This is a genomic window from Nocardioides islandensis, assembly GCF_015352455.1.
Lineage (GTDB): Bacteria > Actinomycetota > Actinomycetes > Propionibacteriales > Nocardioidaceae > Nocardioides > Nocardioides islandensis.
In genome coordinates, this window is sequence record NZ_JADKPN010000011.1 from 34,425 (window position 1) to 58,606 (window position 24,182).

Genomic DNA, 24,182 nt, shown 5'->3' on the forward strand with positions numbered 1-24,182 from the left:
GGGGTCCCTCACGGTCGCCTCCAGGTACGTCCGTCACGCTTGAGCATCGCGTTGGCCGAGGACGGGCCCCAGCCGCCGGACGGGTACTGCTCGGGCCGGTGCCCCTTGCGCTCCCAGTAGTCGAGGATCGGGTCGAGGATCGTCCACGACTGCTCGACCTCCTCGTGGTGCGGGAAGAGCGGCGGGTCGCCGAGCAGCACGTCGAGGATCAGCCGCTCGTAGGCCTCCGGGCTGGCCTCCACGAAGGACCCGCCGTACGCGAAGTCCATGTTCACGTCGCGGATCTCCATGGCGGTGCCGGGCACCTTGGCGCCGAAGCGCAGGGTGGTGCCCTCGTCGGGTTGCACCCGGATCACCAGCGCGTTGCGGGTGAGCTCCTCGGTCGCGCTGGCCGCGAACGGCAGGTGCGGCGCGGGCTTGAACACGATCGCGACCTCGGTCACCCGCCGGCCCAGCCGCTTGCCCGTGCGCAGGTAGAACGGCACGCCGGCCCAGCGGCGGTTGTCGACGTGCAGGGTCACCGCGGCGTACGTCTCGGTCGTCGAACGCGGCTTGATGCCGTCCTCCTGGAGGAAGCCGTTGACCTTGACCCCGCCGGACCACCCCTCGGCGTACTGTCCGCGCGCGGTGGTCAGGTCCAGCCGGTGCGGCACCGTGATGCTGCGCAGCACCTTGAGCTTCTCGGCGCGCAGGTTCTCGGCGTCGAACGAGATCGGCTCCTCCATGGCCACCAGGGCCATCAGCTGGAGGAGGTGGTTCTGGATCACGTCGCGGGCCGCGCCGATGCCGTCGTAGTAGCCGGCCCGGCCGCCGATCCCGATGTCCTCGGCCATCGTGATCTGCACGTGGTCGACGTAGTTGGCGTTCCAGATCGGCTCGAACATCTCGTTGGCGAAGCGCATCGCCAGGATGTTCTGCACCGTCTCCTTCCCGAGGTAGTGGTCGATCCGGAAGATCGACCCCGACGGGAAGGCGTCGTTGAGGACGGCCTGGAGCTGCTTGGCAGACTCCAGGTCGTGGCCGAACGGCTTCTCCACGACGACGCGGCGCCACGACCCCGGCTGGGAGTCGACCATGCCGTGCTCCTTGAGCTGCTGGACGACCTGGCCGAAGAAGCCAGGCGGGATCGCCAGGTAGAACGCGTGGTTTCCTCCGGTGCCCCGCACGATGTCGAGCTCGTCGAGGGTGTGGGCCAGGGTGCCGAACGCGATGTCGTCGTCGAACTCGCCCGGCACGAAGCGGAACCCCTCGGAGAGCTGCTTCCACACCTCCTCGCGGAACTCGGTGCGCGCATGCTCCTTGACGGAGTCGTGCACGATCTGCGCGAAGTCCTGGTTGTTCCAGTCCCGGCGCGCGTAGCCGACCAGGCTGAACCCGGGCGGCAGCAGCCCGCGGTTGGCCAGGTCGTAGATCGCCGGCATGATCTTCTTGCGCGACAGGTCGCCGGTCACGCCGAACAGCACCATGCCGCACGGGCCGGCGATACGCGGGAGCCGGCGGTCCTCGGGGTCGCGGAGGGGGTTGGTCCAGCTCGCAGTGCCGTTCGTCTGGGTCACTGCAGCGCCTGGCGTACGGCGTCCAGGTCGGCCGGGCTGTCGAGGTGCAGCCGCAGCACGGGACGCCCCTTCTCGGCCAGCACCTGACCGTCGCCCACCGCCTGAGCGATGAGGAACTCGTGGAAGGTGAACGGCCGGTCGGGCACCGCGAGGTCGCGCTCGGGCTGGCTGGTGACCTGGAGGTAGACGCCGGTGCCGGGCCCGCCCTTGTGGTACTGCCCGGTCGAGTGCAGGAACCGTGGTCCCCACCCGAACGTGACCGGCCGCTCCGTGGCCTCCGCGATGGTGGCGCGGACGCCGGCCAGCGCCCCGTCCCGGTGCCGGTCGAGGTAGGCCTGCACCGCGACGTACCCGTGCGTCGGGTCCAGCCCGGCCAGCAGCTCGGTGATCGCGTCGTGGACCGTGGTGACCTCGGTGCCGAGCCACCCCGGCGAGGCGTAGACCGTGACCGCGCCGTCGGAGAAGACCGGCTCGGGCTGGGCGCCGCCGCCCTCGAGCAGCCCGCGCGAGGCGGCCTTGGCGCTCTCGACGTCCGGCTGGTCGAACGGGTTGATGCCGATGATCGCGCCGCACACCGCGGTGGCGACCTCCCACAGCAGCATCTGCGCGCCGAGCGGGGCGTCCACGCTCACGCCCCACCCGGACTTGGTGCGGACGTCGTCGAACAACCAGCCGGGGCCGAAGCTGCCCAGCACCTCGTCCGCTGAGCTGGGGGAGAAGTTCGGGGAGGTCGGGGACTCGACGATGACGGGGAGCACGCCCTTGCCGTCCTTGCCGGTCGACTCGGCGATCAGCTGCTCGGCCCAGTCGCCGAACCCGGCGTACGGCGCGTCGGCGTTGCAGAGCACGAGCTTGTCGACGCCGTGCAGGTTGGCGACACCGAGCAGCGCGCCGAGCCGCAGTCCCGGGTTGTCGACCGAGTCCTCGGCGAGCGCCGGCCGGATCGACTCGGCCTCGTCGAGCAGCGCGCCGATGTCGGCACCGGCGAGGCCGCTCGGGACCAGCCCGAACGCCGTCAACGCCGAGAAGCGCCCACCGACCGACGGGTCGGCGCGGAACACGCGGTAGCCGGCCTCGGTGGCCGAGGAGTCGAGCGGCGAGCCGGGGTCGGTGACCACGACGATGCGCTCGCGGGCGTCGATGCCGGCGTCGGCGAAGGCCTTCTCGTACGCGCGGCGCTGGCTGTCGGTCTCCACCGTGCCGCCGGACTTCGACGAGACGACCACGACCGTGTGGGCGAGGTCGTGGTCGATGGCGGTGCGCACGAAGTCCGGATCGGAGGAGTCGAGCACGTCGAGCTCGACGCCGGCCGCTCCGCAGATGACCTCGGGCGCCAGCGACGAGCCGCCCATGCCGCAGAGCACGACGCGGGTCAGGCCCTGGCCGTGCAGCTGGTCGCGCAGCGCGGTGATCTCGGCGACCAGCGGCCTGCTGGTCGTCGACAGGTCCACCCAGCCCAGGCGCTTGGCTGACTCGTCCTCGGCGGCCGGCCCCCACAGCGTGTGGTCCCTCGCCGCCATCCGGCTGGCGAACCGGTCGGCCACCAGCTGCTGCACCTGGGACGCGAACGCCGCCTGGTCGCGGTAGCCGAAGAAGAGCTCGAACGGGTGGCCGGCGACGGTGTTCCAGGCGGTGCCGGCTGGGGCCTCGGTCACGAACGGGCCTTCTCGAGCTGCCCCTCGATCGTGTCGACGAGCTCCTGCCAGGACTTCTCGAACTTCTCCACGCCTTCCCTCTCGAGCACGAGCAGCACGTCGTCGAAGTCGACGCCCACCGACTCGAGCCGCGCGAAGACCTGCTCGGCCTCCTGCGCCTTGCCGCTGACGGCGTCCCCCTCGACCTCGCCGTGGTCGGCGAACGCCTCCAGCGTCTTCTCCGGCATCGTGTTGACGGTGTCGGCGACGACCAGGTCGGTGACGTACTTGGTGTCGGGGTAGCGCTCGTCCTTGACCCCGGTCGACGCCCACAGCGGTCGCTGCGCGTGGGCACCGGCGTCGGTCAGTGCCTGCCAGCGGTCACCGGAGAAGACCTGCTCGTACGCCGCGTAGGCCAGCCGCGCGTTGGCGACGGCCGCCTCCCCGCGCAGCGCGTCGGCCTCGTCGGTGCCGATCGCGTCGAGCCGCTTGTCGACCTCGGTGTCCACGCGCGAGACGAAGAAGGACGCCACCGAGTGGATGGTGGAGAGGTCGATGCCGGCTACCTTGGCGTCCTCGAGACCGGAGAGGTAGGCGTCCATCACCTTCCGGTAGCGGTCGAGGCTGAAGATCAGCGTGACGTTGACGCTGATGCCTTCCGCGGTCGCCCGGCGGATGGCGGGCAGGCCCTCGTCGGTGGCCGGGATCTTGATGAGCACGTTGGGCCGGTCGACCGCGTGCCAGAGGTCCTGGGCGGACTTGACGGTGCCGTCGGTGTCGTGGGCGAGGAACGGGTCGACCTCGATGGACACCCGGCCGTCCTTGTGGTCCGCGTCGTACGTCGGCCGCATGATGTCGCAGGCGTTGCGGACGTCCTCGGTAGTCAGCTCGAAGGTCGCCTTCGACACGTCGGAACCCTCGGCGGCGAGCTTGCGGACCTGGTCGTCGTACCGCTCGCCGTCGGCCAGCGCAGCGGCGAAGATCGTGGGGTTGGTGGTGACGCCGACGACGTGGCGGTCCTTGACCAGGTCGGTCAGGTTGCCGCTCTCGATGCGCTCGCGCGAGAGGTCGTCGAGCCAGATGGAGACTCCGGCGTCGCTGAGCGTCTGTAGGCGGTCGGTCATGGGTGGATCCCTCCTGAGATGGGGCGGGTGTGTGGCGGGTCAGCCGGTGGCGACCCGGATGCTGTCCTCCGCCGCGTCGGCGACGGCCTGGGCCGTGACCCCGAACTCGCGGAAGATGCGGGCGAAGTCGGCGGACGCGCCGTAGTGGTCGATGGACACGATGCGACCGTGGTCGCCGACGACCTCGCGCCAGCCCTGCGCCACGCCGGCCTCGACGGAGACGCGGGCCTTCACGGTCGGCGGGATGACGGTCTCGCGGTACGACGCGTCCTGCTCGTCGTACCACTCGCGGCAGGGCATCGAGACGACCCGCGCCCGGACCCCCTTCTCCGCCAGCAGGGTGCGCGCCTCGACGGCGAGCTGGACCTCGGAGCCGGTCCCGATGAGGATCACGTCCGGCCAAGAAGTGTCCTGTCCGTCACCCGCTTCTAGGGAGGGAGCGTCGATCAGGACGTACCCGCCCTTGGCGACGTCGCCGGTGTCGTTGAAGCCCTCCTCGCCGCGCGGGAAGGTCGGGACGTTCTGACGGGTGAGGGCCAAGCCGGCCGGCCGGTCGTTGTGCTCGAGGATCGCCTGCCAGCACGCCGCGGTCTCGTTGGCGTCAGCGGGCCGGACCACGTCGAGACCCGGGATCGCGCGCAGCGCGGCCAGGTGCTCGATCGGCTGGTGCGTCGGGCCGTCCTCGCCGAGGCCGATGGAGTCGTGGGTCCACACGTAGGTCACCGGCAGCTGCATGATCGAGGCCAGCCGGACCGCCCCGCGCATGTAGTCGGAGAACGTCAGGAACGTGCCGCCGAAGACGCGGGTGCCGCCGTGGACGGCGATGCCGTTCATGATCGCGCCCATGGCGTGCTCGCGGATGCCGAAGTGCAGCACGCGACCCTGGAGCGGGTCGCCCTTCCAGAGCTTCGTCGAGCGGTCGCCGGGGATGAACGACGGCGCCCCCTCGATCGTGGTGTTGTTGGACTCGGCCAGGTCGGCCGACCCGCCCCACAGCTCGGGGATCTCGCCGGCGATCGCGTTGATGACCGCCCCGCTGGCCTTGCGGGTGGCCATGCCCTTCTCGTCGGCGGGGAAGCTCGGGATCTTGTCGGTCCAGCCGCGGGGCAGCGTGCGCGTCTGGAGCCGCTCGAAGAGCTCGACGTCCGCCGACGGCTTGCGCGCCCATGCGTCGAACGCGGTCTGCCACTCGGCGCGCGCGGCCTGGCCGCGCTCGATGGCCTTGCGGGTGTGCTCGATGACCGCGAGCGGGACCTCGAAGGTCTGGTCGGGGTCCCAGCCGAGGATCTTCTTGGTGGCCGCGACCTCGTCGGGGCCGAGGGCGTTGCCGTGGGCCTTGAAGGTGTTCTGGAGGTTGGGGGCCGGCCAGCCGATGATCGTGCGGAGCTGGATGAAGCTCGGCTTGTCGGTGACCCGCTGCGCCTCGAGGATCGCCTCGTGGAGGGCCGGGACGTCCTCGCGGTAGGTGCCGCCGCCGTGGGTCCAGTCGACGGTCTGCACGTGCCAGCCGTAGGCCTCGTACCTCTGGGTGACGTCCTCGTTGAACGCGATGTCGGTGTTGTCCTCGATCGAGATCTTGTTGTCGTCGTAGATCAGGATCAGGTTGCCGAGCTGCTGGGTGCCGGCGATCGACGACGCCTCGCTGCTGACGCCCTCCTCGAGGTCGCCGTCGCTCGCCAGTGCGTAGACGAAGTGGTCGAACGGCGAGTCGCCCAGGGCGGCGTTCGGGTCCAGCAGGCCGTGCTCGCGGCGGGCGGCCATCGCCATGCCGACCGCGTTGCCGACGCCCTGGCCCAGGGGACCGGTGGTGGTCTCCACGCCGGCGGTGTGGCCGTACTCCGGGTGGCCCGGCGTCTTGCTGCCCCAGGTGCGGAGGGACTTGAGGTCCTCGAGCTCGAGGCCCCAGCCGCCGAGGAACAGCTGGATGTACAGCGTCACGCTCGAGTGGCCGCACGACAGCACGAACCGGTCACGCCCCGGCCAGTGCGGGTCGGACGGGTCGTGGCGCATCACCTTCTGGAACAGGAGGTACGCCGCGGGGGCCAGACTCATCGCGGTGCCCGGGTGGCCGTTGCCGACCTTCTGCACCGCGTCCATGGCCAGCACCCGGACGGTGTCCACGGCTTGGTCGTCGGTCTCGTTCCAGTCCAGCTTCGCCACGTGGTTCCTTCCCCATCTGCCCAGGTCATCGGCGGTGCGCCGACCCTGGGGAGTACCCGCTCGGGCCTTTCCGAGCCTACTCATGCCCGGGTCTAGACTCGACCCCGCCGCCACCCCGCCGAGACGCGTCCAGCAGCGTCGACCTCAAGGAGCCCCGTGACCCACGTCGAGCAGCCCGTCGAGGCTGCTGCCGGGTCTCCGGCCACGGCGGCGCCGCCGGCCACCTGGCGCGACGTCGTGGCGGCGTACGTCGGCCTCACCAAGCCGCGCGTCATCGAGCTGTTGCTGCTCACGACGGTGCCGGTCATGTTCTTCGCCGCGCGAGGTGTCCCACCCCTCGGTCTGGTGGTCGCGACGGTCGTCGGCGGCACGCTGTCGGCGGGCTCGGCGTCCGCACTGAACTGCGTCTACGACCGCGACATCGACGAGCAGATGCGCCGCACCCGTCGTCGTGCCCTGCCGCGCCACATCGTCTCCCCGCTGGCCGCGTCGGTCTTCGGGGTGGCCCTCGGGGTGCTGGCGACCGTGGTCCTGCTGGTCTGGGTGAACCTGCTCTCGGCGGTCCTCGCCCTGGCCGCCGAGGCGTTCTACCTCGTCGTCTACACGATGATCCTCAAGCGGCGGACGACCCAGAACATCGTCTGGGGCGGCCTCGCCGGCTGCTTCCCGGCCCTGATCGGCTGGACCGCCGTCACCGGCTCACTCTCGTGGGCGCCGGTGGTCCTGTTCCTCGTCGTCTTCTTCTGGACGCCGCCGCACACCTGGGCGCTGGCCCTGCGCTACCGGGAGGACTACGCCGGCGTCGACGTCCCGATGCTGCCGGTCGTCGCGTCGGCGCACGTCGTCGGCCGGCAGATCGTCCTCTACTCCGTGGCGATGGTGCTCGTCTCCCTGCTGCTGTGGCCGGTCGCCTCGACCGGCTGGCTGTACCCGCTGGCCGCCTCGGTGCTCGGCGCCGTCTTCCTCGCGCAGGCCGTGCTGATGTGGCGGCGTACGGAAGGGACGGAGGAGCTCTCGGTCATCCGGCCGATGGAGCTCTTCCACTCCTCGAACCTGTACCTCTCGCTGCTCTTCGTCGCCGTCGCGCTGGACCCGCTGATCACCCGCTGACGCGGTACTCGCGGCCGACGGCCGCGCTCAGGCTCGTGAAGAGCCGTCGCCAGCTCTGCCCGAAGTCCGGCGGCGGCCCGAGGTACCCGCGGCCGCCCAGCACGACGTACACCTCGCCGACCAGCGAGCGCGGGTGGGTCAGCTTCTCGTGGGTCGACTGGACGTACTCGACGTCGTTGCGTCTCATCCAGGCGTAGCGGCCGAGGTCGAGGGTGTACTGGGTGCGGTCCTCCTGGTGCTGGGACCCCTCGTGCTCGACGACCGTCTTGTACTTCTCGTAGACGAGGTCGCAGATCACCTGAGCTTCGTCGTCGACGGCGACGTTGAGGCGGGGCTTCGGGAGCCCGGCAGCCACCAGGAGGGCTCGCACCTCGGACTCGGGCAGCGACCTCGCGCGGCCGTCGAGATGGTCCAGCACCCAGTTGGCTTCCTGGGCGCCCGGTCGCCAGAGCTCGGTGAGCGCGAGCTTGCGGACCTCCTCGACAGTCATGTGCTTGTGGCGCAGCAACCAGTCGCCGACCTTGATCGCATCGATGACCCGGGCTCTGGCGCAGTACGCGATGTACGCCGCCGGCGGGGTGACCCCCACGTCGTCGGTCGGCGGAAGGCGTTTGGTGCGGTGGAGGAACACGTCATCGATGTCGAGGTGGTGGTCGCCCTGGATGACGAACCGCAGCGGGTACCTCGGCCCGAAGGGGAGGCCCAGCTCCTGGAGGCGGGTGATGCCGGTCAACCGGGCGCGGGTGGGCAGAGCCAGCCGCGCCGCGACCAGCCGGTCGTCGTGGGTCATCACGTGGTCGCGGTGCACCCAGACCCCGTGGTGGAGTCGCCGGAAGTGGCGCGCCAGGACCCGGCGCGTGAGGCCCAGCTCGCGTGACCGGGCCAGCGTGAAGGGCCCCGACAGCAGCTCGGGAGGGAGATCGGGCACGGCCCCGATGCCACTCGATCTCGAGGCCTGGTGCCGGCGCCGACGGCGTACCTGTGGATCAGCCCAGCGCGAGAATCCGCTGTTGATGGCCCGCGGGTCCCCGGCGACGGCCCCCAGCGGCGGTGAGTGTGGCACCGTCCGGGGTTTCCAAGCGGTGCCAGGCTCACCGCTGCCCGGCGTCGGCCCCCAGTGGCGGTGAGTGTGGCACCGTCCCGGGCTCCGAAGCGGTGCCAGGCTCACCGCTGCCCCGGGCCGCACGCCCCGTAGCCACGGGCTCCAGCACCGACACCAGCACCCAGGTCACCGACGCCGAGACGAGCGCGGCCCCGAGCATGTGGAAGGCGACCAGGATGACGGGGAGGTCGGTGAAGTACTGCACGAACCCGACGGCACCCTGGAGCACGATCACGACGAGCAGCACGCGCAGCGGAAGGGTCGACCGGCCGGCGAGCCGGACCGCGAGGTACAGACCCACGCACAGCCCGAGGAAGAGGAAGACGAAGTCCGCGTGCAGCTGGCTGACCTGGAGCGGGTCGAGGCCGTTGCGGGCGGCGTCCGCGTCGCCGGCGTGCGGGCCCGACCCGGTGACGACCGTACCGAGGTACAGCACCACCCAGGCCGCCGCGAAGGCCAGCCAGGCCAGGGTCCGGAGCGGGCCGGGCGAAGGTCCGGGGCCGAAGCCGGAGAGCCGGTGCAGGAACACCACCGACAGCCCGATGATCGCCAGCGAGCAGAGCAGGTGGAACGACACGACCCACGGGTTCAGGTCGCTGAGGACCGTGAAGCCGCCGATGATGATCTGCGCCGGGATCCCCAGCGCGATCAGGAACGCCAGGACCCGTACGTCGCGTCGCAGCGAGACCCACGCGGCCACGAACGTCGCCACCGCGATCACCACCAGTGCGCCGGTGAGCATCCGGTTGCCGAACTCGATGGCTCCGTGGACGCCGAGGCTGCCGTGCGGGGTGAACGACGAGTCCGTGCAGCGCGGCCAGGTCGGGCAGCCGAGGCCGGATCCGGTGAGGCGTACGGCGCCGCCGGTCACGACCAGCACGACGTTGGCCACCAGCGTGGCCCAGGCCAGCGGCCACAGCCGGGCGCCCAGCCAGTCGGCCAGCCGGTCGGCCAGCGATCGGAGGGCGCCGACGATCACTCCCACGAGAAGGTCCGCGCCGTCAGGTACCCGCCCACGAGAGCCCACCCCACCAGGCACGGCAGCGACGACCAGGCGACCGCGCCGTCGAGGAACGCGGCCCGCATGGCGTCGCCGAGCGCCCCGGAGGGCAGCCACCGGGCGACCGACCCGAACGCGCCGTACGACGAGCTGGGCAGCACGACGGCCCCGCCGGCGAGCAGCAGCAGGTACACGAGGTTGGCCACGGCCAGCGTGGCCTCGGCGCGCAACGTGCCCGCGAGGAACAGCCCGAGCGAGGCGAAGGAGGCGGTCCCGAGCACGAGCGCCAGGACGAAGCCGAGGCAACCGGCCACCGACCAGGAGGGCGACCACCCGAGCACCAGCCCGACCAGGGACACCAGGACGACCTGGAGCACCTCGACGACCAGCAGCGCGACCACCTTCCCCGCCAGCAGGCCGGACCGCGGCAGAGGAGAGGCGCCGAGCCGCTTGAGCACGCCGTACCGTCGCTCGAACCCCGTCGCGATGGCCACCGACGTGAACGCCGACGACATGATCGCCAGCGCCAGCACCCCGGGCGTCAGCTCGTCGACCGGCCGGTGCGTGAGCGAGAGGTCGACGTGCGTCAGACCGACGACGCCGCCGATCAGCACCAGCACCGGGATCACCACGGCCAGCAGCAGCTGCTCGCCGTTGCGCAGCAGCAGCCGTGTCTCCATCCGGGCCTGCGCGCGCACCTGCGACGACAGGGGAGCCGCGCCAGGCTGAGGTGAGAAGTCCAACGCGCTCACAGGACCGTTCCCGTCTTCTCCAGGAACACGTCCTCGAGCCGTCGCGCCCCGCCGTGGGTCAGGAAGGCGGGCGTCCCGCTCAGCACCAGCCGGCCGTGGTCGATGATGTGCACCTGGTCGGCCAGCCGCTCGGCCTCCTCGATGTAGTGCGTCGTCAGCACCACCGTCACGCCGGCCGCCCGCAGCTCCCGCAGCAGGTCCCACGTCGTCCGCCGCGCCGCCGGGTCCATGCCCGCGGTCGGCTCGTCCACGAACAGCAGCTCCGGTCGCCCGACCACCGCCATCGCCAGGCCCAGCCGCTGCTGCTGCCCGCCGGAGAGGCGCCGGTACGGCGTCCGCCCGCAGTCACCGAGCCCCAGCCGGGTGCCGAGCAGCTCCACGTCCAGCGGGTGCGCGTGCAGGGACGCGACGTGCCGCAGCATCTCCATCGCGTGCACGCCGCCCCACGCACCGCCCTGCTGCAACATCACGCCGATCCGCGGCAGCAGGTCCCGGCGCGAGGCCACCGGATCCAGCCCGAGGACCCGTACGACGCCCGCTTGCGGTCGCCGGTACCCCTCGCACGTCTCCAGCGTCGTCGTCTTCCCGGCGCCGTTCGGCCCGAGCACCGCGGTGATGGTGCCGCGCTCGATCGTCAGGTCCAGCCCGTCGACGGCGACCACGTCGCCGTAGCGCATGACGAGACCGCGGACCTCGACGGCGGGCTCGGCGGGCACGGACACGCCCGAAGTCTAGGAAGCCAGCCTGGAGACGACGGACTCGGCCACGATCGCAGCGTCCTCGCCGACCCCGAAGAGCAACGACGACTGACGCTTGCGCAGGAAGTGGACGCCGCAGAAGTACAGGCCCGGCACCGCTGTGGTGAGGTCGTCGGCCACCACCGGGAAGCCGAGGTCGTCGAAGACCGGGAAGTCCACCCACGTCCGGTGGTCGGGTCGGTAGCCCGAGGTGAACAGCACGGTGCCGAAGTCGCCCAGGTCCACCGACGCCGGCGCCGACGCCTGGAACGGCTCGGGCTCGGGCAGAGCGGCCTCGTCCCCGCACGCGTCGCGCAGCCGCCGGCGCAGGTCGTCGTACCGCGCGTCCCCGAAGGCCACCGAGGCGGCCAGGTCGTCGGCGAAGTACGCCGCCCGGTCGTCGACGCGGTCGAGGTGACCGGCCAGCGTCACGCCGAGGTCCCGCAGCACGCGGACGTGCAGGTCGTGCCCGCCGCGGGCGCCGGTCGCCTGGAAGTTGGCGAGCAGCCTCGCCTGCGGGCTCGGCAGCGACGCCAGGGTGTCGTCGAAGAAGTCGGTCCGCGCGATCCAGGTGACGATGTCGAGGTCACGCCAGCGACGCGGCACCCACGGAGAACGGCCGCACGAGATGACCGGATCACGCCCCGCGAGCTGCAGCTCCTCGGCCAGCTGCACACCCGTCTGGCCGCTGCCGACCACGAGGACCCGGCCCTTCGGGAGCTGGTCGGGGTTCCGGTACTCGAGGGCGTCGAGCACGGCGATCCCGTCCGGGAACGTCGCCGCGACGGCCGGGCGGTGCGGTCGCCGGTACGCGCCCGTGCAGACCACCACGACCTCCGCCTCGCGCGGCCCGTCGGTCGTCTCCAGCACGAACCCGCCCGAGGAGCCGGGTCCCAGCCGCGCGACGCCGACACCGCGTTCGATCGGTCCCGCGTCCCGTGCGAACCCCTCGAGGTAGGCGACGATCTCGTCCCGCGCGACGTGTCCCTCGGGGTCGTCACCGGCGTACGGGTGACCCGGCAGGTCGAGGGTCCAGTTGGGCGTCACCAGGGTGAAGCTGTCCCACCGACCGCGCCAGGACGCGCCGACGTCGGACGCCTCCAGCACCACGTGCTCGACGCCTGACAGGCGCAGCGCGCGACTGACCGAGAGCCCGGCCTGCCCGGCACCGACCACGACGACGCTCACCTGCCCGATGCAACTCCCGTGCGGGCGAACCGGCAAGGGCTGCCGGCCCGGAGGCGGCTACGCCTCGACCATCTCCGGCTCCTCGTCGTCCTCGCCCTCCGGGGGCTCGAAGACGTCCGGGGGCTCGCGCCACTGGTCCGGCCCGTGCCCGTTGGCCGCGAGCCAGACCCGCTCCGCGGTGCAGGGCAGGTCGATGTGCCGGACGCCGAGGTGGCTGAGCGCGTCGACGACGGCGTTCTGGACCGCCGGCGTCGAGCCGATCGTCGCGGACTCGCCGATGCCCTTGGCGCCGAGCGGGTTCACCGGCGTCGGGGTCTCGGTGTTGCTCGTCTCGAGCTGGATGACGTCGGCCGCGGTGGGGAGGGCGTAGTCGACGAACGTCGCCGTGATCGGCGTGCCGTTCTCGTCGTACACCATCTCCTCCCACAACGCCTGCGAGATGCCCTGCACCGCGCCGCCGTGCTGCTGCCCTGCGACGAGGAGCGGGTTCACGATCCGCCCGCAGTCGTCGACCGCGACGTGCCGCAGCGGCCGTACGCGGCCGGTCTCGGTGTCCACCTCGACGATCGACACGTGCGCGCCGAACGGGAACGTCGCGCTCGGCAGCCGGTAGTCGGTGACGACGCCGAGGCCGCCCTCCTGGTCATGGGCGTACGCCGCCAGCTCGGTCCAGCCGATGGAGCTGCCGGGGACGCCCGCCACGCTGAAGTCACCGTCGAGGACGACGTCCTCCGGTGCCGCCTCCAACATGCGCGCCGCGATCTCGATCGCCTTCTCGCGCAGCTCGTCGGCGGCCTTGCCGACCGCGCTGCCGCCGATCTGCAGCGATCGCGAGCCGCCGGTGCCGCCGCCGGTCGGGATGATCGCGGTGTCCGACTGCTCGTAGCGGATCTTCTCCATCGGGATGCCCAGCCGGTCGGACACGATCATCGAGAAGCTGGTCGCGTGCCCCTGGCCGTGGGCGGACGTGCCGGAGCGCACGGTCGCCGAGCCGTCGGCGTGCACCTCCACCTGGCCGAGCTCGCTGCCGCCGAAGCCGGTGATCTCGACGTACGTCGCGATCCCGATGCCGAGGAGCTTGGTCTCGCCCGCGTCGATCCGCCGCCGCTGCTCGGCCCTGGCCCCGTCGACGTCGGCGATCCGCAGTGCCTCGCGCAGCGGCAGGTCGTAGTCGCCGTTGTCGTAGGTCATGCCGGTCTTGGTCTTGTAGGGGAAGGCGTCCGGCGCGATGAAGTTGCGCCGGCGGATCTCCTCCGGCGCGATGCCGAGCTCGTCGGCGGCCACGTCCATCAGCCGCTCGAGGCACGCCGCCGCCTCCGGCCGCCCGGCCCCGCGGAACGCGCCGACAGGAGCGGTGTTGGTGAGCACGCCGATGCCGTCGTAGCGCAGCTCGGGGATCACGTAGGTGCCCTGGGCCATGATGTAGGTCGACCCGGTCGGGAAGGAGCCCCCGAACCCGGCGTACGCCCCGCACTCGCCGATCATCCGCAGCCGCAGGCCGACGATGCGGCCCTCGGAGGTCAGTCCCAGCTCGGCGTACTGCACCTGGCCGCGGCCCTGCATCGACAGCATCGCCTCGCTGCGAGTCTCGACCCACTTCACGCCGCGGCCCAGCCGGACCGCGGCCAGCGCGACGGCCGCGTGGTCGGGACCGATGCCGGCCTTGCCGCCGAACGCACCGCCGACGTGCGGGGCCACGACGCGGACCTGGTCCTCCTCCAGGCCCAGGGTCTCGGCGAGCAGGTCGCGCGAGAGGTGCGGGTGCTGGGTGGAGACCCACGCGCTCACGTGGTCGGGCCCGACCGATGGTCCGTCGGGGCGGACGATGATCGCGTTGCCCTCGATCGGAGCGGTCGCGATGCGCTGGTTGACCATCCGCACCCGGGTCACGTGGTCAGCGCCCTCGAACGGGTCCGACCGGTCCTTGCCGTGGCGGCGGACGGCGATGTTGGAGCCGATCTCCTCGAACTGCAGCGGAGCATCGGCGGCCAGCGCGGCCTCGACGTCGCTCACGGCCGGCAGGTCGTCGTAGTCCACGTCGACCAGCTCGGCCGCGTCGACGGCCGCCGCACGCGACTCGGCGACCACCAGCGCGACCGGGTCCCCGACGTACCGGGCCTTGTCGCGGGCCAGGGCGTACCGCGGCGCCAGCTTGTTGATGACCGCGAACGCGGGGACCGGGTCGTCGCCGAGGTCGGCCGAGGTGTACACGGCGAGCACGCCGGGAGCCGCCTCGGCCTCGGAGGTGTCGATCCCGGTGATCCGCGCGTGGGCGAACGGGGACCGCACGAACACCGCGTGCGCCAGCGTCTCGTCCTGGGTGTTGTCGACGAACGTGCCCTTGCCCACCAGGAGCTCCGGGTCCTCGACGCGACGGACCTGGGTCCCGAGCAGTGACGTCCCTTCCGGCATGCGGTCAGACTACGACCGGACCGGAGAGCCTCTCCGTCAGGGCGTGCTCGCCGGGCGCCGCTCCGCGTCGGTGGCCCCGCCTACAGTTCGGGGCATGCCCCCGCCCTCGACCTCGTCCCCGGCCGTCGAGGCCGACCACCTCGTGAAGCACTTCGAGGACACCGTCGCCGTCGACGACGTCACCTTCTCCGTGCCCGAGGGCAGTGTGCTCGGCCTCCTGGGCCCCAACGGCGCGGGCAAGACCACGACCGTCCGGATGATGACCACCCTGAGCCGGCCGACCAGCGGCACCGCCCGGGTGGCCGGCCACGACGTGCTCACCGAGCCCGACGCCGTACGCCGCTCGATGGGCCTCACGGGCCAGAGCGCGACCGTCGACGAGCTGCTCACCGGCCGCGAGAACCTCGACCTCATCAGCGCCCTCTACGGCCTGGACCGCAGCACCGCCCGCAGGGTCGGCGACGACCTGCTCGAGCGGTTCTCCCTGGCCGAGGCGTCCGACCGGGTCGTCAAGACCTACTCCGGCGGCATGCGCCGCCGCCTCGACCTGGCCGTCAGCCTGGTCGCGACGCCGCCGGTGCTGTTCCTCGACGAGCCGACCACCGGCCTCGACCCGCGCAGCCGCGTGGAGCTGTGGGACGTCCTGCGCGAGCTGGTCACCGACGGCACCACCCTCGTGCTCACCACGCAGTACCTCGAGGAGGCCGACCAGCTGGCCGACAACATCGTGGTGATCGACCACGGCCGCATCATCGCCGAGGGCACGCCCCTCCAGCTCAAGGACCAGTCGGGTGCCGCGGCCGTCGTGGTGACGGTGTCCCACGCCGACGACCTGCCCCGGGCCCAGGAGGTGATCCGCACGGTCGTCCCCGAGTTCCACGTCGAGGAGGGCGCTCGCCAGATCAGCGCACCGGCCGGCGGGCTCGGTCACATGACGAAGATCGCGGCGGCGTTCGACGGGAGCGGCATCGAGCTCGACGACCTGGGCCTGAAGCGGCCCAGCCTCGACGACGTGTTCCTCCGGCTGACCGGGCACCGCGCCGAGGAGCCCAGCGAGCCCGAGTCCGAGGAGGCACTGCGATGACCACCACGCCCGCCCGCCTCGAGCGACCCGAGATCCGTCGCACCACGCTGCTGACTCAGTCGCTGGCCATCACCCGCCGCAACCTGATCCACATCAAGCGGATGCCCGAGATGCTGCTCGACGTCACCATCCAGCCGGTGATGTTCGTGCTGCTCTTCGCGTTCGTGTTCGGCGGCTCGATCGCCATCAGCGGAGGGGACCCCCGGGAGTACCGCGAGTGGCTGATGGCCGGGATCATGGGCCAGACGATCGCGTTCGCGTCGTTCATCGTCGCCGTCGGGCTCACCGCCGACATCGACAAGGGCATCGTCGACCGGCTGCGGTCCCTGCCGATCCACCCGGCGGCCGTCCTGGTCGGGCGCAGCATCTCCAGCCTGCTGCACTCCAGCATCGGCATCGTCATCATGTCGCTGACCGGCCTGGCCATCGGCTGGCGGATCCATGACGGCATCGCCCGAGCGGCCCTCGCCTACCTCCTGCTGCTGGCCTGGGGCTTCGCGATGATCTGGGTCGGCATCCTCGTGGGCGCGACGATGCGGTCGGTCGAGGCGGTCAACGGGCTGATGTTCGCCACGATGTTCCCGGTCACGTTCCTGGCCAACACGTTCGCCCCGGCGGAGAACATGCCGACGCTCCTGCGGATCTTCGCCGAGTGGAACCCGATCTCCTCGCTGGTGCTGGCGGTGCGCGAGCTCTGGGGCACGCCCCTCCCGCCGGCCGAGCACGAGCTGGCGCTGCCCCTGCAGCACCCCGTGATCTCGACCATCGTGTGGACCGTCGTGATCACCGGGGTGATGGCCCCGCTGGCCCTGCGGGCCTTCAAGCGGCGTACCGACGTCTGACCCGTGGTCGGTAAGGCCACCCTTACTTGAACCGGCCCGAGCAATAACGGCACACTGGCGTTGTGGAATTCGAGACCGATCAGCCGACGCGTGAGCGCGTGGCCCGGTCGATCCTCGAGCAGGGTCCCTCGACGGCCGCCGCACTGGCCGCTCGGCTGGACCTGACACCGGCCGCCGTACGCCGCCATCTCGACCACCTGGTCGCCGACGGCACGATCGAGGCGCGCGAGCCGCGCACCCAGACCAGCCGGGGCCGCGGACGGCCCGCCAAGGTCTTCGCGATCACCGAGTCCGGCCGCGACGGCTTCGACCAGCAGTACGACGACCTGGCGCTGCAGGCGCTCCGGTTCCTGGCCGAGACCGGCGGTGACGACGCCGTGCGGGCCTTCGCCGACCGGCGGATGTCCTTCATCGAGGAGCGCTTCGCCGACGTGCTGGGCGCCGACCCCGCGCTGACGCCGGCCGAGGCGTTGGCCAGGGTGTTCACCGACGAGGGCTACATCGCCAACGTCAAGCAGCTGCCCGTCGTGGGGGAGCAGCTGTGCCAGCAGCACTGCCCCGTCTCCCACGTCGCCCACGAGTTCCCCCAGCTCTGCGAGGCCGAGACCGCGGCGATCAGCCGGGTGCTCGGCCGGCACGTGCAGCGGCTGGCCACCATCGCCCACGGCGACGGGGTGTGCACCACGTGCATCCCCGCGCCGCGACAGAACGACGACAAGAGAGAGAAGGTCACGACGTGACGTCGATCGAAGAACTCAACCCGGAGCTCAAGGGCATCGGCCGCTACCAGTTCGGGTGGGCCGACAGCGACGAGGCCGGCGCGATCGCCCAGCGCGGGCTCAACGAGGACGTCGTCCGCGACATCTCGAGCAAGAAGAGCGAGCCGCAGTGGATGCTCGACCTGCGGCTGAAGGGCCTCAAGCTCTTCCACCGCAAGCCGATGCCCACGTGGGGCTCCGACCTGTCGGGGATCGACTTCGACAACATCAAGTACTTCGTCCGCTCCAGCGAGAAGCAGGCGTCGTCCTGGGAGGACCTGCCCGAGGACATCAAGAACACCTACGACAAGCTCGGCATCCCGGAGGCGGAGAAGCAGCGCCTCGTGGCGGGCGTCGCCGCGCAGTACGAGTCCGAGGTCGTCTACCACTCGATCCGCGAGGACCTCGAGGAGCAGGGCGTCATCTTCGTCGACACCGACACCGCGCTGAAGCAGCACGAGGAGCTCTTCAAGGAGTACTTCGCGACGGTCATCCCGGTCGGCGACAACAAGTTCGCCGCGCTGAACACCTCGGTGTGGTCCGGCGGCTCCTTCATCTACGTGCCGAAGGGCGTGCACGTCGACATCCCGCTGCAGGCCTACTTCCGGATCAACACCGAGAACATGGGCCAGTTCGAGCGGACGCTGATCATCGTCGACGAGGGCGCCTACGTGCACTACGTCGAGGGCTGCACCGCCCCGATCTACTCCTCCGACTCGCTGCACTCGGCGGTCGTGGAGATCATCGTGAAGAAGGGCGGCCGCTGCCGCTACACGACCATCCAGAACTGGTCGAACAACGTCTACAACCTGGTGACCAAGCGCGCGACCTGCGAGGCCGGCGCGACCATGGAGTGGGTCGACGGCAACATCGGCTCCAAGGTGACGATGAAGTACCCCGCCATCTACCTCATGGGCGAGCACGCCAAGGGCGAGACCCTGTCGATCGCGTTCGCCGGCGAGGGCCAGCACCAGGACGCCGGCGCCAAGATGGTGCACGCCGCCCCGCACACCTCCAGCTCGATCCTGAGCAAGTCGGTGGCCCGCGGCGGTGGCCGGACGTCGTACCGCGGACTCATCCAGATCAACGAGGGCGCGTACGGCTCGAAGTCCAACGTCCTGTGTGACGCGCTGCTCGTCGACCAGATCAGCCGGTCCGACACCTACCCGTACGTCGACATCCGCGAGGACGACGTGTCCATGGGCCACGAGGCGTCGGTCTCCAAGGTGTCCGAGGACCAGCTGTTCTACCTCATGTCCCGCGGCATGGCCGAGGACGAGGCGATGGCGATGATCGTGCGCGGCTTCGTCGAGCCGATCGCCAAGGAGCTCCCGATGGAGTACGCCCTCGAGCTCAACCGCCTCATCGAGCTGCAGATGGAAGGGGCCGTCGGCTGATGGGTCTCGACGTCTCATCCCACCTGCACCCGGTGGGATCCTTCGACCTGGCCGACCACCCCGTGCCGAACGGCCGCGAGGAGGTGTGGCGGTTCACCCCGCTCAAGCGCCTCCGCGGCCTGCACGACGAGGCGGTGCTGACCGGCACGGACTTCGACGTGAAGGTCGAGGCGCCCGAGGGCGTGGTCGCCCACTCCGTTCCGTCCGCCGGCTCCGAGCGCGGGGCGAGCGGCTTCGTGCCGACCGACCGTGTCAGTGCGCGCGTGTGGCAGTCCGCTGCCGACGTGTTCACCGTCGAGGTCCCGGCCGAGGCCGAGCTGAGCGACCCGGTGTTCGTGACGTTCACCGGCCACGGCACGGCCGAAGCGGTCGCCGGGCAGCTGCTCGTCAAGGTCGGCGCCCACGCCACCGCGACGCTGGTGCTGCGCTTCCAGGGGTCGGCCACGTTTGCCGACAACGTCGAGATCGTCCTCGGCGACGGTGCGCGTCTGACCTACGTGACGCTGCAGGACTGGGCCGACGACGCCGTGCACCACTCGACCCAACACGCGCTGGTGGGTCGCGACGCCTCGCTCAAGCACGTCGCCGTGACGTTCGGCGGTGACGTGGTGCGCCACGACGTCACCGCGACGTACGCCGGCCCGGGCGGCGACATCGAGATGCTCGGCCTGTACTTCGCCGACGCCGGCCAGCACATCGAGCACCGGCTGTTCGTCGACCACAACGCGCCCAAGACCCGCAGCCACGTGACCTACAAGGGCGCGCTCCAGGGCCAGGGCGCGCACACCGTGTGGATCGGCAACGTGCTGATCCGCAAGGAGGCCGAGGGCATCGAGACCTACGAGGAGAACCGCAACCTCGTGCTGACCGACGGCTGCCAGGCCGACTCGGTGCCCAACCTGGAGATCGAGACCGGCGAGATCGAGGGCGCGGGCCACGCGTCGGCGACCGGCCGGTTCGACGACGAGCAGCTGTTCTACCTCCGCTCGCGCGGCATCGAGGAGAAGGAGGCGCGCCGCCTGGTCGTGCACGGCTTCTTCAACGACCTGATCCGCCGGATCGCGGTGCCCGAGCTCGAGGAGCAGCTGGCCGCCACGGTGGAGGCCGAGCTCTCCAAGAACGTGCTTCGAGACGCCTCGTCCCTCGGCTCCTCGGCAACCATGGTGAAGGAGGACTGATGGCCTTCCTCCGCGCCTGCGCGCTCGCCGACATCAAGGACGACGCGGCCCTCGGCGTCACCGTCGACGGTCAGGACGTCGCGCTCGCCCGCCACGGCGACGAGGTCCTCGCCATCGAGGACATGTGCAGCCACGCCAGCGTCGCGCTGAGCGAGGGCGACTACGAGATCAGCGACGGCGACTGCACCGTCGAGTGCTGGCTGCACGGGTCGCGCTTCGACCTGCGCACCGGCAAGCCCACCGGCCTCCCGGCGACCGAGCCGGTCGCCACCTTCCCGGTCGACGTACGCGATGGAGACGTGTACGTCGACGTCGAGACCTTCCTGAACGGAGTCACCCCGCAATGAGCACGCTGGAGATCAAGGACCTGCACGTCACCGTGGACGCTGAGAAAGACACAGGGGACGGCACCGGACATAAAGAGATCCTGAAGGGCGTCACGCTCACCGTGAAGAGCGGCGAGACGCACGCGATCATGGGCCCGAACGGCTCGGGCAAGTCGACGCTGGCCTACTCCGTCGCCGGCCACCCCAAGTACACGATCACGGGCGGCAGCGTCACTCTCGACGGCAACGACGTGCTGGCGATGACCGTCGACGAGCGGGCGCGGGCCGGGCTGTTCCTGGCCATGCAGTACCCCGTCGAGGTGCCGGGCGTCTCGGTGTCGAACTTCCTGCGCACGGCCAAGACCGCGATCGACGGCGAGGCCCCCAAGCTGCGCACGTGGGTCAAGGACGTCAACGCGACCCTCGACGCCCTCAACCTGGACGCGACCTTCGGTCAGCGCTCGGTCAACGAGGGCTTCTCCGGTGGCGAGAAGAAGCGCCACGAGATCGCTCAGATGGAGCTGCTGGACCCGGGCATGGCGATCCTCGACGAGACGGACTCCGGCCTCGACATCGACGCCCTGAAGATCGTGTCCGAGGGCGTGAACCGCTTCCGCGCCAAGGAGGACAAGGCCGTCCTGCTGATCACCCACTACACGCGGATCCTGCGCTACATCCAGCCCGACTTCGTGCACGTGTTCGTCAACGGCCGGATCGCCGACGAGGGTGGCCCGGAGCTGGCCGAGGAGCTCGAGGCCAGCGGCTACGACAAGTACGTCAAGGCCGCGGCGGTCTGACCACCATGACCCAGCTGCCCGGGATGCTGCCCGACCTCGACATCATCCGCAAGGACTTCCCGATCCTTGCGCGGTCCGTCGCGGGTGGGCAGCCGTTGGTGTACCTCGACTCGGCGAACACGAGCCAGAAGCCGCAGGTCGTCATCGACACGATGGTCGACCACCTCGAGCGCCACAACGCCAACATCGCCCGCGCGATGCACACGCTCGGGGCGGAGTCGACCGAGGCGTTCGAGGCGGCCCGCGACAAGGTGGCGACGTTCATCGGGGCGCCCGAGCGCGAGGGCGTGGTGTTCACCAAGAACATCACCGAGGCGCTGAACCTCCTGTCCAACACCTTCGCGTGGGCCGAGGGCGACCTGCGGGTCGGCCCGGGCGACGAGGTGCTCATCACCGAGATGGAGCACCACTCCAACATCGTGCCGTGGCAGCTGCTCACCGAGCGCACCGGCGCGACGCTGCGCTGGTTCGGCCTGACCGACGACGGTCGCCTCGACCTCTCGAACATCGACGACCTGATCAACGAGCGCACCAAGGTCGTCTCGCTGACGTGGGTCTCCAACATGCTCGGCACGGTCAACCCGGTCCGCGAGATCGCCGACAAGGCGCACGCGGTCGGCGCCGTGGTGGTCGTGGACGCAGCCCAGGCCGTGCCGCAGCTGCCCGTCGACGTGATCGCGTCCGGCGCCGACTTCCTCGGCTTCACCGGCCACAAGACCGTCGGCCCCACCGGCATCGGCGTGCTGTGGGGCAGGCCCGAGCTGCTGAACGCCCTGCCGCCCTTCCACGGCGGTGGCGAGATGATCGAGACCGTCACCATGGAGCGGTCGACCTACGCCAAGGCCCCGCACCGCTTCGAGGCGGGCACCCCGCCGATCGTGGAGGCGGTCGGCCTCGGTGCCGCGGTCGAGTACCTCGGTCACCTGGGCATGGACGCCGTGCACGCCCACGAGCAGGCCGTCACGGCGTACGCCCTCGAGGGCCTGGCCTCCGTGAAGGGCGTGACGGTCCTCGGTCCGCTGGACGCCGCCTCGCGCGGGGGAGCGATCTCCTTCGAGCTCGACGGCGTGCACCCGCACGACGTGGCGCAGGTGCTGGACTCCCGCGGGATCGCGATCCGTGCCGGCCACCACTGCGCGAAGCCCGCCCACGCGCGCTTCGGCGTGCAGGCGTCGTCCCGGATGTCGTCGTACCTCTACACGACGCCGTCGGAGATCGACGCGTTCGTGGAGGGCCTGGAATACACCCGCTCGTACTTCAAGTTGAGTTGAGAGAGATGGCTACCGAGCTCGACGCGCTGTACCAGGAGATCATCCTGGACCACTACAAGAACCCCCACCACAAGGGCCTGCGCGCCCCCTTCGAGGCCGAGGTCCACCACGTGAACCCGACCTGCGGCGACGAGGTGACGCTGCGCGTCCACCTCAGCGACGGTGTGGTCGAGGACGTGTCGTACGACGCGCTCGGCTGCTCGATCTCCCAGGCGTCGGCGTCCGTGATGACCGACCTCGTCATCGGCAAGCCGGTCGGCCAGGCGATGGACATCCACGAGGAGTTCCTGACCCTGATGCAGGGCAAGGGCGCCGTCGAGCCCGACGAGGAGACCCTCGAGGACGGCATCGCGTTCGCCGGCGTCGCCAAGTTCCCCGCGCGCGTGAAGTGCGCCCTGCTGTCGTGGATGGCCTGGAAGGACGCCACCGCACAAGCACTCGAGACCACCGGAGGCAAGGTATGACCCCCGACCAGCAGATCGACCACAGTGATCTCCCCGACGTTCCCGAGGCCGGCGGCTCCGGCGGCGGCACGACGACGATCGACGACGTCACCGAGGCGATGAAGGACGTCGTCGACCCCGAGCTCGGCATCAACGTCGTCGACCTCGGCCTCGTGTACGGCATCCACCTCGACGACGACACCAACGCCGTCATCGACATGACGCTGACCTCGGCGGCCTGCCCACTGACCGACGTGATCCAGGACCAGACCAACCAGGCCCTCGAGGGCCTGGTCAACGACGTCCTCATCAACTGGGTCTGGATGCCGCCGTGGGGTCCGGACAAGATCACCGACGACGGCCGCGACCAGCTGCGCGCCCTCGGCTTCAACGTCTGAGACGCAGTCCTGCGCCGGCTCCGCGATTCGTCAGAGCTCGGCGGGCTGCGGGTACCCGGAGGAACGCTGACGAATCGCCCTAGTGGGCGTCGAGCGGCTGCACGTACTCGACCAGGTCGGCGATCGAGTCCACCACCCGGGTCGGCCGGTACGGGAACCTCTCGACGTCGCCGGGGCGGGTCGAGCCGGTGGTGACGAGCACGGTCCGGAGCCCGGCCTCCAGGCCGCTGATGATGTCGGTGTCCATCCGGTCGCCGACCATCACCGTCGTCTCGGAGTGGGCCTCGAGCCGGTTGAGGGCGCTGCGCATCATCAGCGGGTTGGGCTTGCCGATGAAGTAGGGCTGGCGGCCGGTCGCGGTGCTGATCAGCGCGGCGACCGACCCGGTGGCCGGCATCAGCCCCTGGTGGGACGGACCGCTCGGGTCGGGGTTGGTGGCCAGGAACCGAGCCCCGCCGTCGATGAGCCGGATGGCGCGGGTGATCGACTCGAAGGAGTAGGTCCGGGTCTCGCCCAGCACGACGTAGTCGGGGTCGCGGTCGGTCATCACGTACCCGATGTCGTGCAGCGCCGTCGTCAGGCCGGCCTCGCCGACGACGTACGCCGTGCCGTGCGGTCGCTGGTCGGCCAGGAACTGCGCGGTGGCCAGCGCGGAGGTCCAGATCGCCTCCTCGGGCACGTCGATGCCGCTGGCCAGCAGCCGCGCCCGCAGGTCCCGCGGCGTGAAGATCGAGTTGTTGGTGAGGACGAGGAACCGCAGCCCCGATGCCTTCAGCGCCTCCACGAACTCCACCGCACCGGGGATCGGCACCTCCTCGTGGACGAGCACGCCGTCCATGTCGGTCAGCCAGGTCTCGACGGGGCGGGGCGTCTCGTCGTCGCGGAGGGACATGGCCCCATCCTGGCAGCAGCG

22 protein-coding genes are annotated in these 24,182 nt (G+C 70.8%); 11 read left to right on the plus strand and 11 right to left on the minus strand.

All coding sequences use genetic code 11. The features are described 5' to 3' along the window. Positions 1 to 8 precede the first annotated feature (8 nt). From zwf to tkt, 4 genes are read right to left on the minus strand one after another with little or no spacing between them, the layout of a single operon-like run. On the minus strand, positions 9 to 1,556 hold the full coding sequence (gene zwf, locus ISU07_RS16730; protein ID WP_194707968.1) for a glucose-6-phosphate dehydrogenase: 1,548 nt from the start codon (positions 1,554 to 1,556) through the stop codon (positions 9 to 11). Further along, positions 1,553 to 3,211, minus strand: coding sequence for a glucose-6-phosphate isomerase (locus ISU07_RS16735; protein ID WP_323742663.1), 1,659 nt, complete (start codon positions 3,209 to 3,211; stop codon positions 1,553 to 1,555). The genes zwf and ISU07_RS16735 overlap by 4 nt, the downstream gene beginning before the upstream one ends. Next, complete coding sequence (gene tal, locus ISU07_RS16740; protein ID WP_194707969.1) at positions 3,208 to 4,314, minus strand: transaldolase; 1,107 nt, start codon at positions 4,312 to 4,314, stop codon at positions 3,208 to 3,210. Before tal ends, ISU07_RS16735 begins: the two co-directional genes overlap by 4 nt. Before the next feature lie 39 nt (positions 4,315 to 4,353). Beyond that, complete coding sequence (gene tkt / locus ISU07_RS16745) at positions 4,354 to 6,474, minus strand: transketolase (protein ID WP_323742664.1); 2,121 nt, start codon at positions 6,472 to 6,474, stop codon at positions 4,354 to 4,356. Positions 6,475 to 6,630: 156 nt separating this feature from the next. Between tkt and ISU07_RS16750 the strand changes: the two genes are divergently transcribed. Next, positions 6,631 to 7,584 (plus strand): heme o synthase, encoded by a 954-nt coding sequence (locus tag ISU07_RS16750; RefSeq protein ID WP_194707971.1) that lies wholly within the window; start codon positions 6,631 to 6,633, stop codon positions 7,582 to 7,584. Here ISU07_RS16750 and ISU07_RS16755 read toward each other — a convergent pair. The 6 genes from ISU07_RS16755 to ISU07_RS16780 all read right to left on the minus strand — a co-directional run bounded on the left by ISU07_RS16755 (position 7,574) and on the right by ISU07_RS16780 (position 14,775). Continuing rightward, complete coding sequence (locus ISU07_RS16755) at positions 7,574 to 8,512, minus strand: hypothetical protein (protein ID WP_194707972.1); 939 nt, start codon at positions 8,510 to 8,512, stop codon at positions 7,574 to 7,576. The two genes, ISU07_RS16750 and ISU07_RS16755, sit on opposite strands and share 11 nt — an antisense overlap. Before the next feature lie 163 nt (positions 8,513 to 8,675). Then, positions 8,676 to 9,671 (minus strand): COX15/CtaA family protein, encoded by a 996-nt coding sequence (locus ISU07_RS16760; protein WP_323742665.1) that lies wholly within the window; start codon positions 9,669 to 9,671, stop codon positions 8,676 to 8,678. Beyond that, complete coding sequence (locus ISU07_RS16765; RefSeq protein ID WP_194707973.1) at positions 9,662 to 10,438, minus strand: ABC transporter permease; 777 nt, start codon at positions 10,436 to 10,438, stop codon at positions 9,662 to 9,664. The genes ISU07_RS16760 and ISU07_RS16765 overlap by 10 nt, the downstream gene beginning before the upstream one ends. Further along, positions 10,435 to 11,160: an ABC transporter ATP-binding protein gene (locus ISU07_RS16770; protein WP_323742666.1), complete on the minus strand. Its 726-nt coding sequence runs from the start codon at positions 11,158 to 11,160 to the stop codon at positions 10,435 to 10,437. The genes ISU07_RS16765 and ISU07_RS16770 overlap by 4 nt, the downstream gene beginning before the upstream one ends. A 9-nt stretch (positions 11,161 to 11,169) precedes the next feature. Then, entirely contained in the window at positions 11,170 to 12,363 is a 1,194-nt protein-coding gene (locus ISU07_RS16775; RefSeq protein WP_194707974.1) for an NAD(P)-binding domain-containing protein, read from the minus strand. A 57-nt stretch (positions 12,364 to 12,420) separates the two neighbouring features. Continuing rightward, on the minus strand, positions 12,421 to 14,775 hold the full coding sequence (locus tag ISU07_RS16780; RefSeq protein ID WP_194707975.1) for a xanthine dehydrogenase family protein molybdopterin-binding subunit: 2,355 nt from the start codon (positions 14,773 to 14,775) through the stop codon (positions 12,421 to 12,423). Between the two features lie 94 nt (positions 14,776 to 14,869). On the opposite strand from ISU07_RS16780, the gene ISU07_RS16785 reads away from it, so the two are divergent. The 10 genes from ISU07_RS16785 to ISU07_RS16830 all read left to right on the plus strand — a co-directional run bounded on the left by ISU07_RS16785 (position 14,870) and on the right by ISU07_RS16830 (position 23,269). Further along, a complete protein-coding gene (locus tag ISU07_RS16785; protein WP_194707976.1) occupies positions 14,870 to 15,859 on the plus strand; it encodes an ATP-binding cassette domain-containing protein in 990 nt (329 codons plus the stop codon). Beyond that, the gene (locus tag ISU07_RS16790; protein WP_194707977.1) at positions 15,856 to 16,701 is read left to right on the plus strand and encodes an ABC transporter permease; all 846 of its coding nucleotides are present in this window, start codon (positions 15,856 to 15,858) and stop codon (positions 16,699 to 16,701) included. Before ISU07_RS16785 ends, ISU07_RS16790 begins: the two co-directional genes overlap by 4 nt. 62 nt (positions 16,702 to 16,763) lie before the next feature. Further along, positions 16,764 to 17,441, plus strand: a complete 678-nt coding sequence (locus ISU07_RS16795) for a helix-turn-helix transcriptional regulator (protein WP_194707978.1) — start codon at positions 16,764 to 16,766, stop codon at positions 17,439 to 17,441. Continuing rightward, positions 17,438 to 18,856, plus strand: a complete 1,419-nt coding sequence (gene sufB / locus ISU07_RS16800) for a Fe-S cluster assembly protein SufB (RefSeq protein WP_194707979.1) — start codon at positions 17,438 to 17,440, stop codon at positions 18,854 to 18,856. The genes ISU07_RS16795 and sufB overlap by 4 nt, the downstream gene beginning before the upstream one ends. Beyond that, a complete protein-coding gene (gene sufD, locus ISU07_RS16805; RefSeq protein WP_194707980.1) occupies positions 18,856 to 20,034 on the plus strand; it encodes a Fe-S cluster assembly protein SufD in 1,179 nt (392 codons plus the stop codon). The genes sufB and sufD overlap by 1 nt, the downstream gene beginning before the upstream one ends. Further along, a complete protein-coding gene (locus ISU07_RS16810; protein WP_194707981.1) occupies positions 20,034 to 20,381 on the plus strand; it encodes a non-heme iron oxygenase ferredoxin subunit in 348 nt (115 codons plus the stop codon). Before sufD ends, ISU07_RS16810 begins: the two co-directional genes overlap by 1 nt. Further along, a complete protein-coding gene (gene sufC / locus ISU07_RS16815; RefSeq protein ID WP_194707982.1) occupies positions 20,378 to 21,157 on the plus strand; it encodes a Fe-S cluster assembly ATPase SufC in 780 nt (259 codons plus the stop codon). The genes ISU07_RS16810 and sufC overlap by 4 nt, the downstream gene beginning before the upstream one ends. A gap of 5 nt (positions 21,158 to 21,162) precedes the next feature. Next, the gene (locus ISU07_RS16820) at positions 21,163 to 22,428 is read left to right on the plus strand and encodes a SufS family cysteine desulfurase (protein WP_194707983.1); all 1,266 of its coding nucleotides are present in this window, start codon (positions 21,163 to 21,165) and stop codon (positions 22,426 to 22,428) included. Between the two features lie 5 nt (positions 22,429 to 22,433). Continuing rightward, positions 22,434 to 22,892: a Fe-S cluster assembly sulfur transfer protein SufU gene (sufU, locus tag ISU07_RS16825; protein WP_194707984.1), complete on the plus strand. Its 459-nt coding sequence runs from the start codon at positions 22,434 to 22,436 to the stop codon at positions 22,890 to 22,892. Then, positions 22,889 to 23,269, plus strand: coding sequence for a metal-sulfur cluster assembly factor (locus ISU07_RS16830; protein ID WP_194707985.1), 381 nt, complete (start codon positions 22,889 to 22,891; stop codon positions 23,267 to 23,269). Before sufU ends, ISU07_RS16830 begins: the two co-directional genes overlap by 4 nt. Positions 23,270 to 23,348: 79 nt before the next feature. On the opposite strand, the gene ISU07_RS16835 is transcribed toward ISU07_RS16830, so the two are convergent. Next, positions 23,349 to 24,161: an HAD-IIA family hydrolase gene (locus ISU07_RS16835; RefSeq protein ID WP_194707986.1), complete on the minus strand. Its 813-nt coding sequence runs from the start codon at positions 24,159 to 24,161 to the stop codon at positions 23,349 to 23,351. Between the last annotated feature and the right edge of the window lie 21 nt (positions 24,162 to 24,182).

What these genes read in the sequence shown, in the direction of transcription:
- tal (WP_194707969.1), bottom strand. Translation starts at nt 4,314, where the DNA reads ATGACCGACCGCCTACAGACGCTCAGCGACGCCGGAGTCTCCATCTGG.
- ISU07_RS16780 (WP_194707975.1), bottom strand. Translation starts at nt 14,775, where the DNA reads ATGCCGGAAGGGACGTCACTGCTCGGGACCCAGGTCCGTCGCGTCGAG.
- ISU07_RS16785 (WP_194707976.1), top strand. Translation starts at nt 14,870, where the DNA reads ATGCCCCCGCCCTCGACCTCGTCCCCGGCCGTCGAGGCCGACCACCTC.
- ISU07_RS16790 (WP_194707977.1), top strand. Translation starts at nt 15,856, where the DNA reads ATGACCACCACGCCCGCCCGCCTCGAGCGACCCGAGATCCGTCGCACC.
- sufD (WP_194707980.1), top strand. Translation starts at nt 18,856, where the DNA reads ATGGGTCTCGACGTCTCATCCCACCTGCACCCGGTGGGATCCTTCGAC.
- ISU07_RS16810 (WP_194707981.1), top strand. Translation starts at nt 20,034, where the DNA reads ATGGCCTTCCTCCGCGCCTGCGCGCTCGCCGACATCAAGGACGACGCG.
- sufC (WP_194707982.1), top strand. Translation starts at nt 20,378, where the DNA reads ATGAGCACGCTGGAGATCAAGGACCTGCACGTCACCGTGGACGCTGAG.
- ISU07_RS16820 (WP_194707983.1), top strand. Translation starts at nt 21,163, where the DNA reads ATGACCCAGCTGCCCGGGATGCTGCCCGACCTCGACATCATCCGCAAG.
- sufU (WP_194707984.1), top strand. Translation starts at nt 22,434, where the DNA reads ATGGCTACCGAGCTCGACGCGCTGTACCAGGAGATCATCCTGGACCAC.
- ISU07_RS16830 (WP_194707985.1), top strand. Translation starts at nt 22,889, where the DNA reads ATGACCCCCGACCAGCAGATCGACCACAGTGATCTCCCCGACGTTCCC.
- ISU07_RS16835 (WP_194707986.1), bottom strand. Translation starts at nt 24,161, where the DNA reads ATGTCCCTCCGCGACGACGAGACGCCCCGCCCCGTCGAGACCTGGCTG.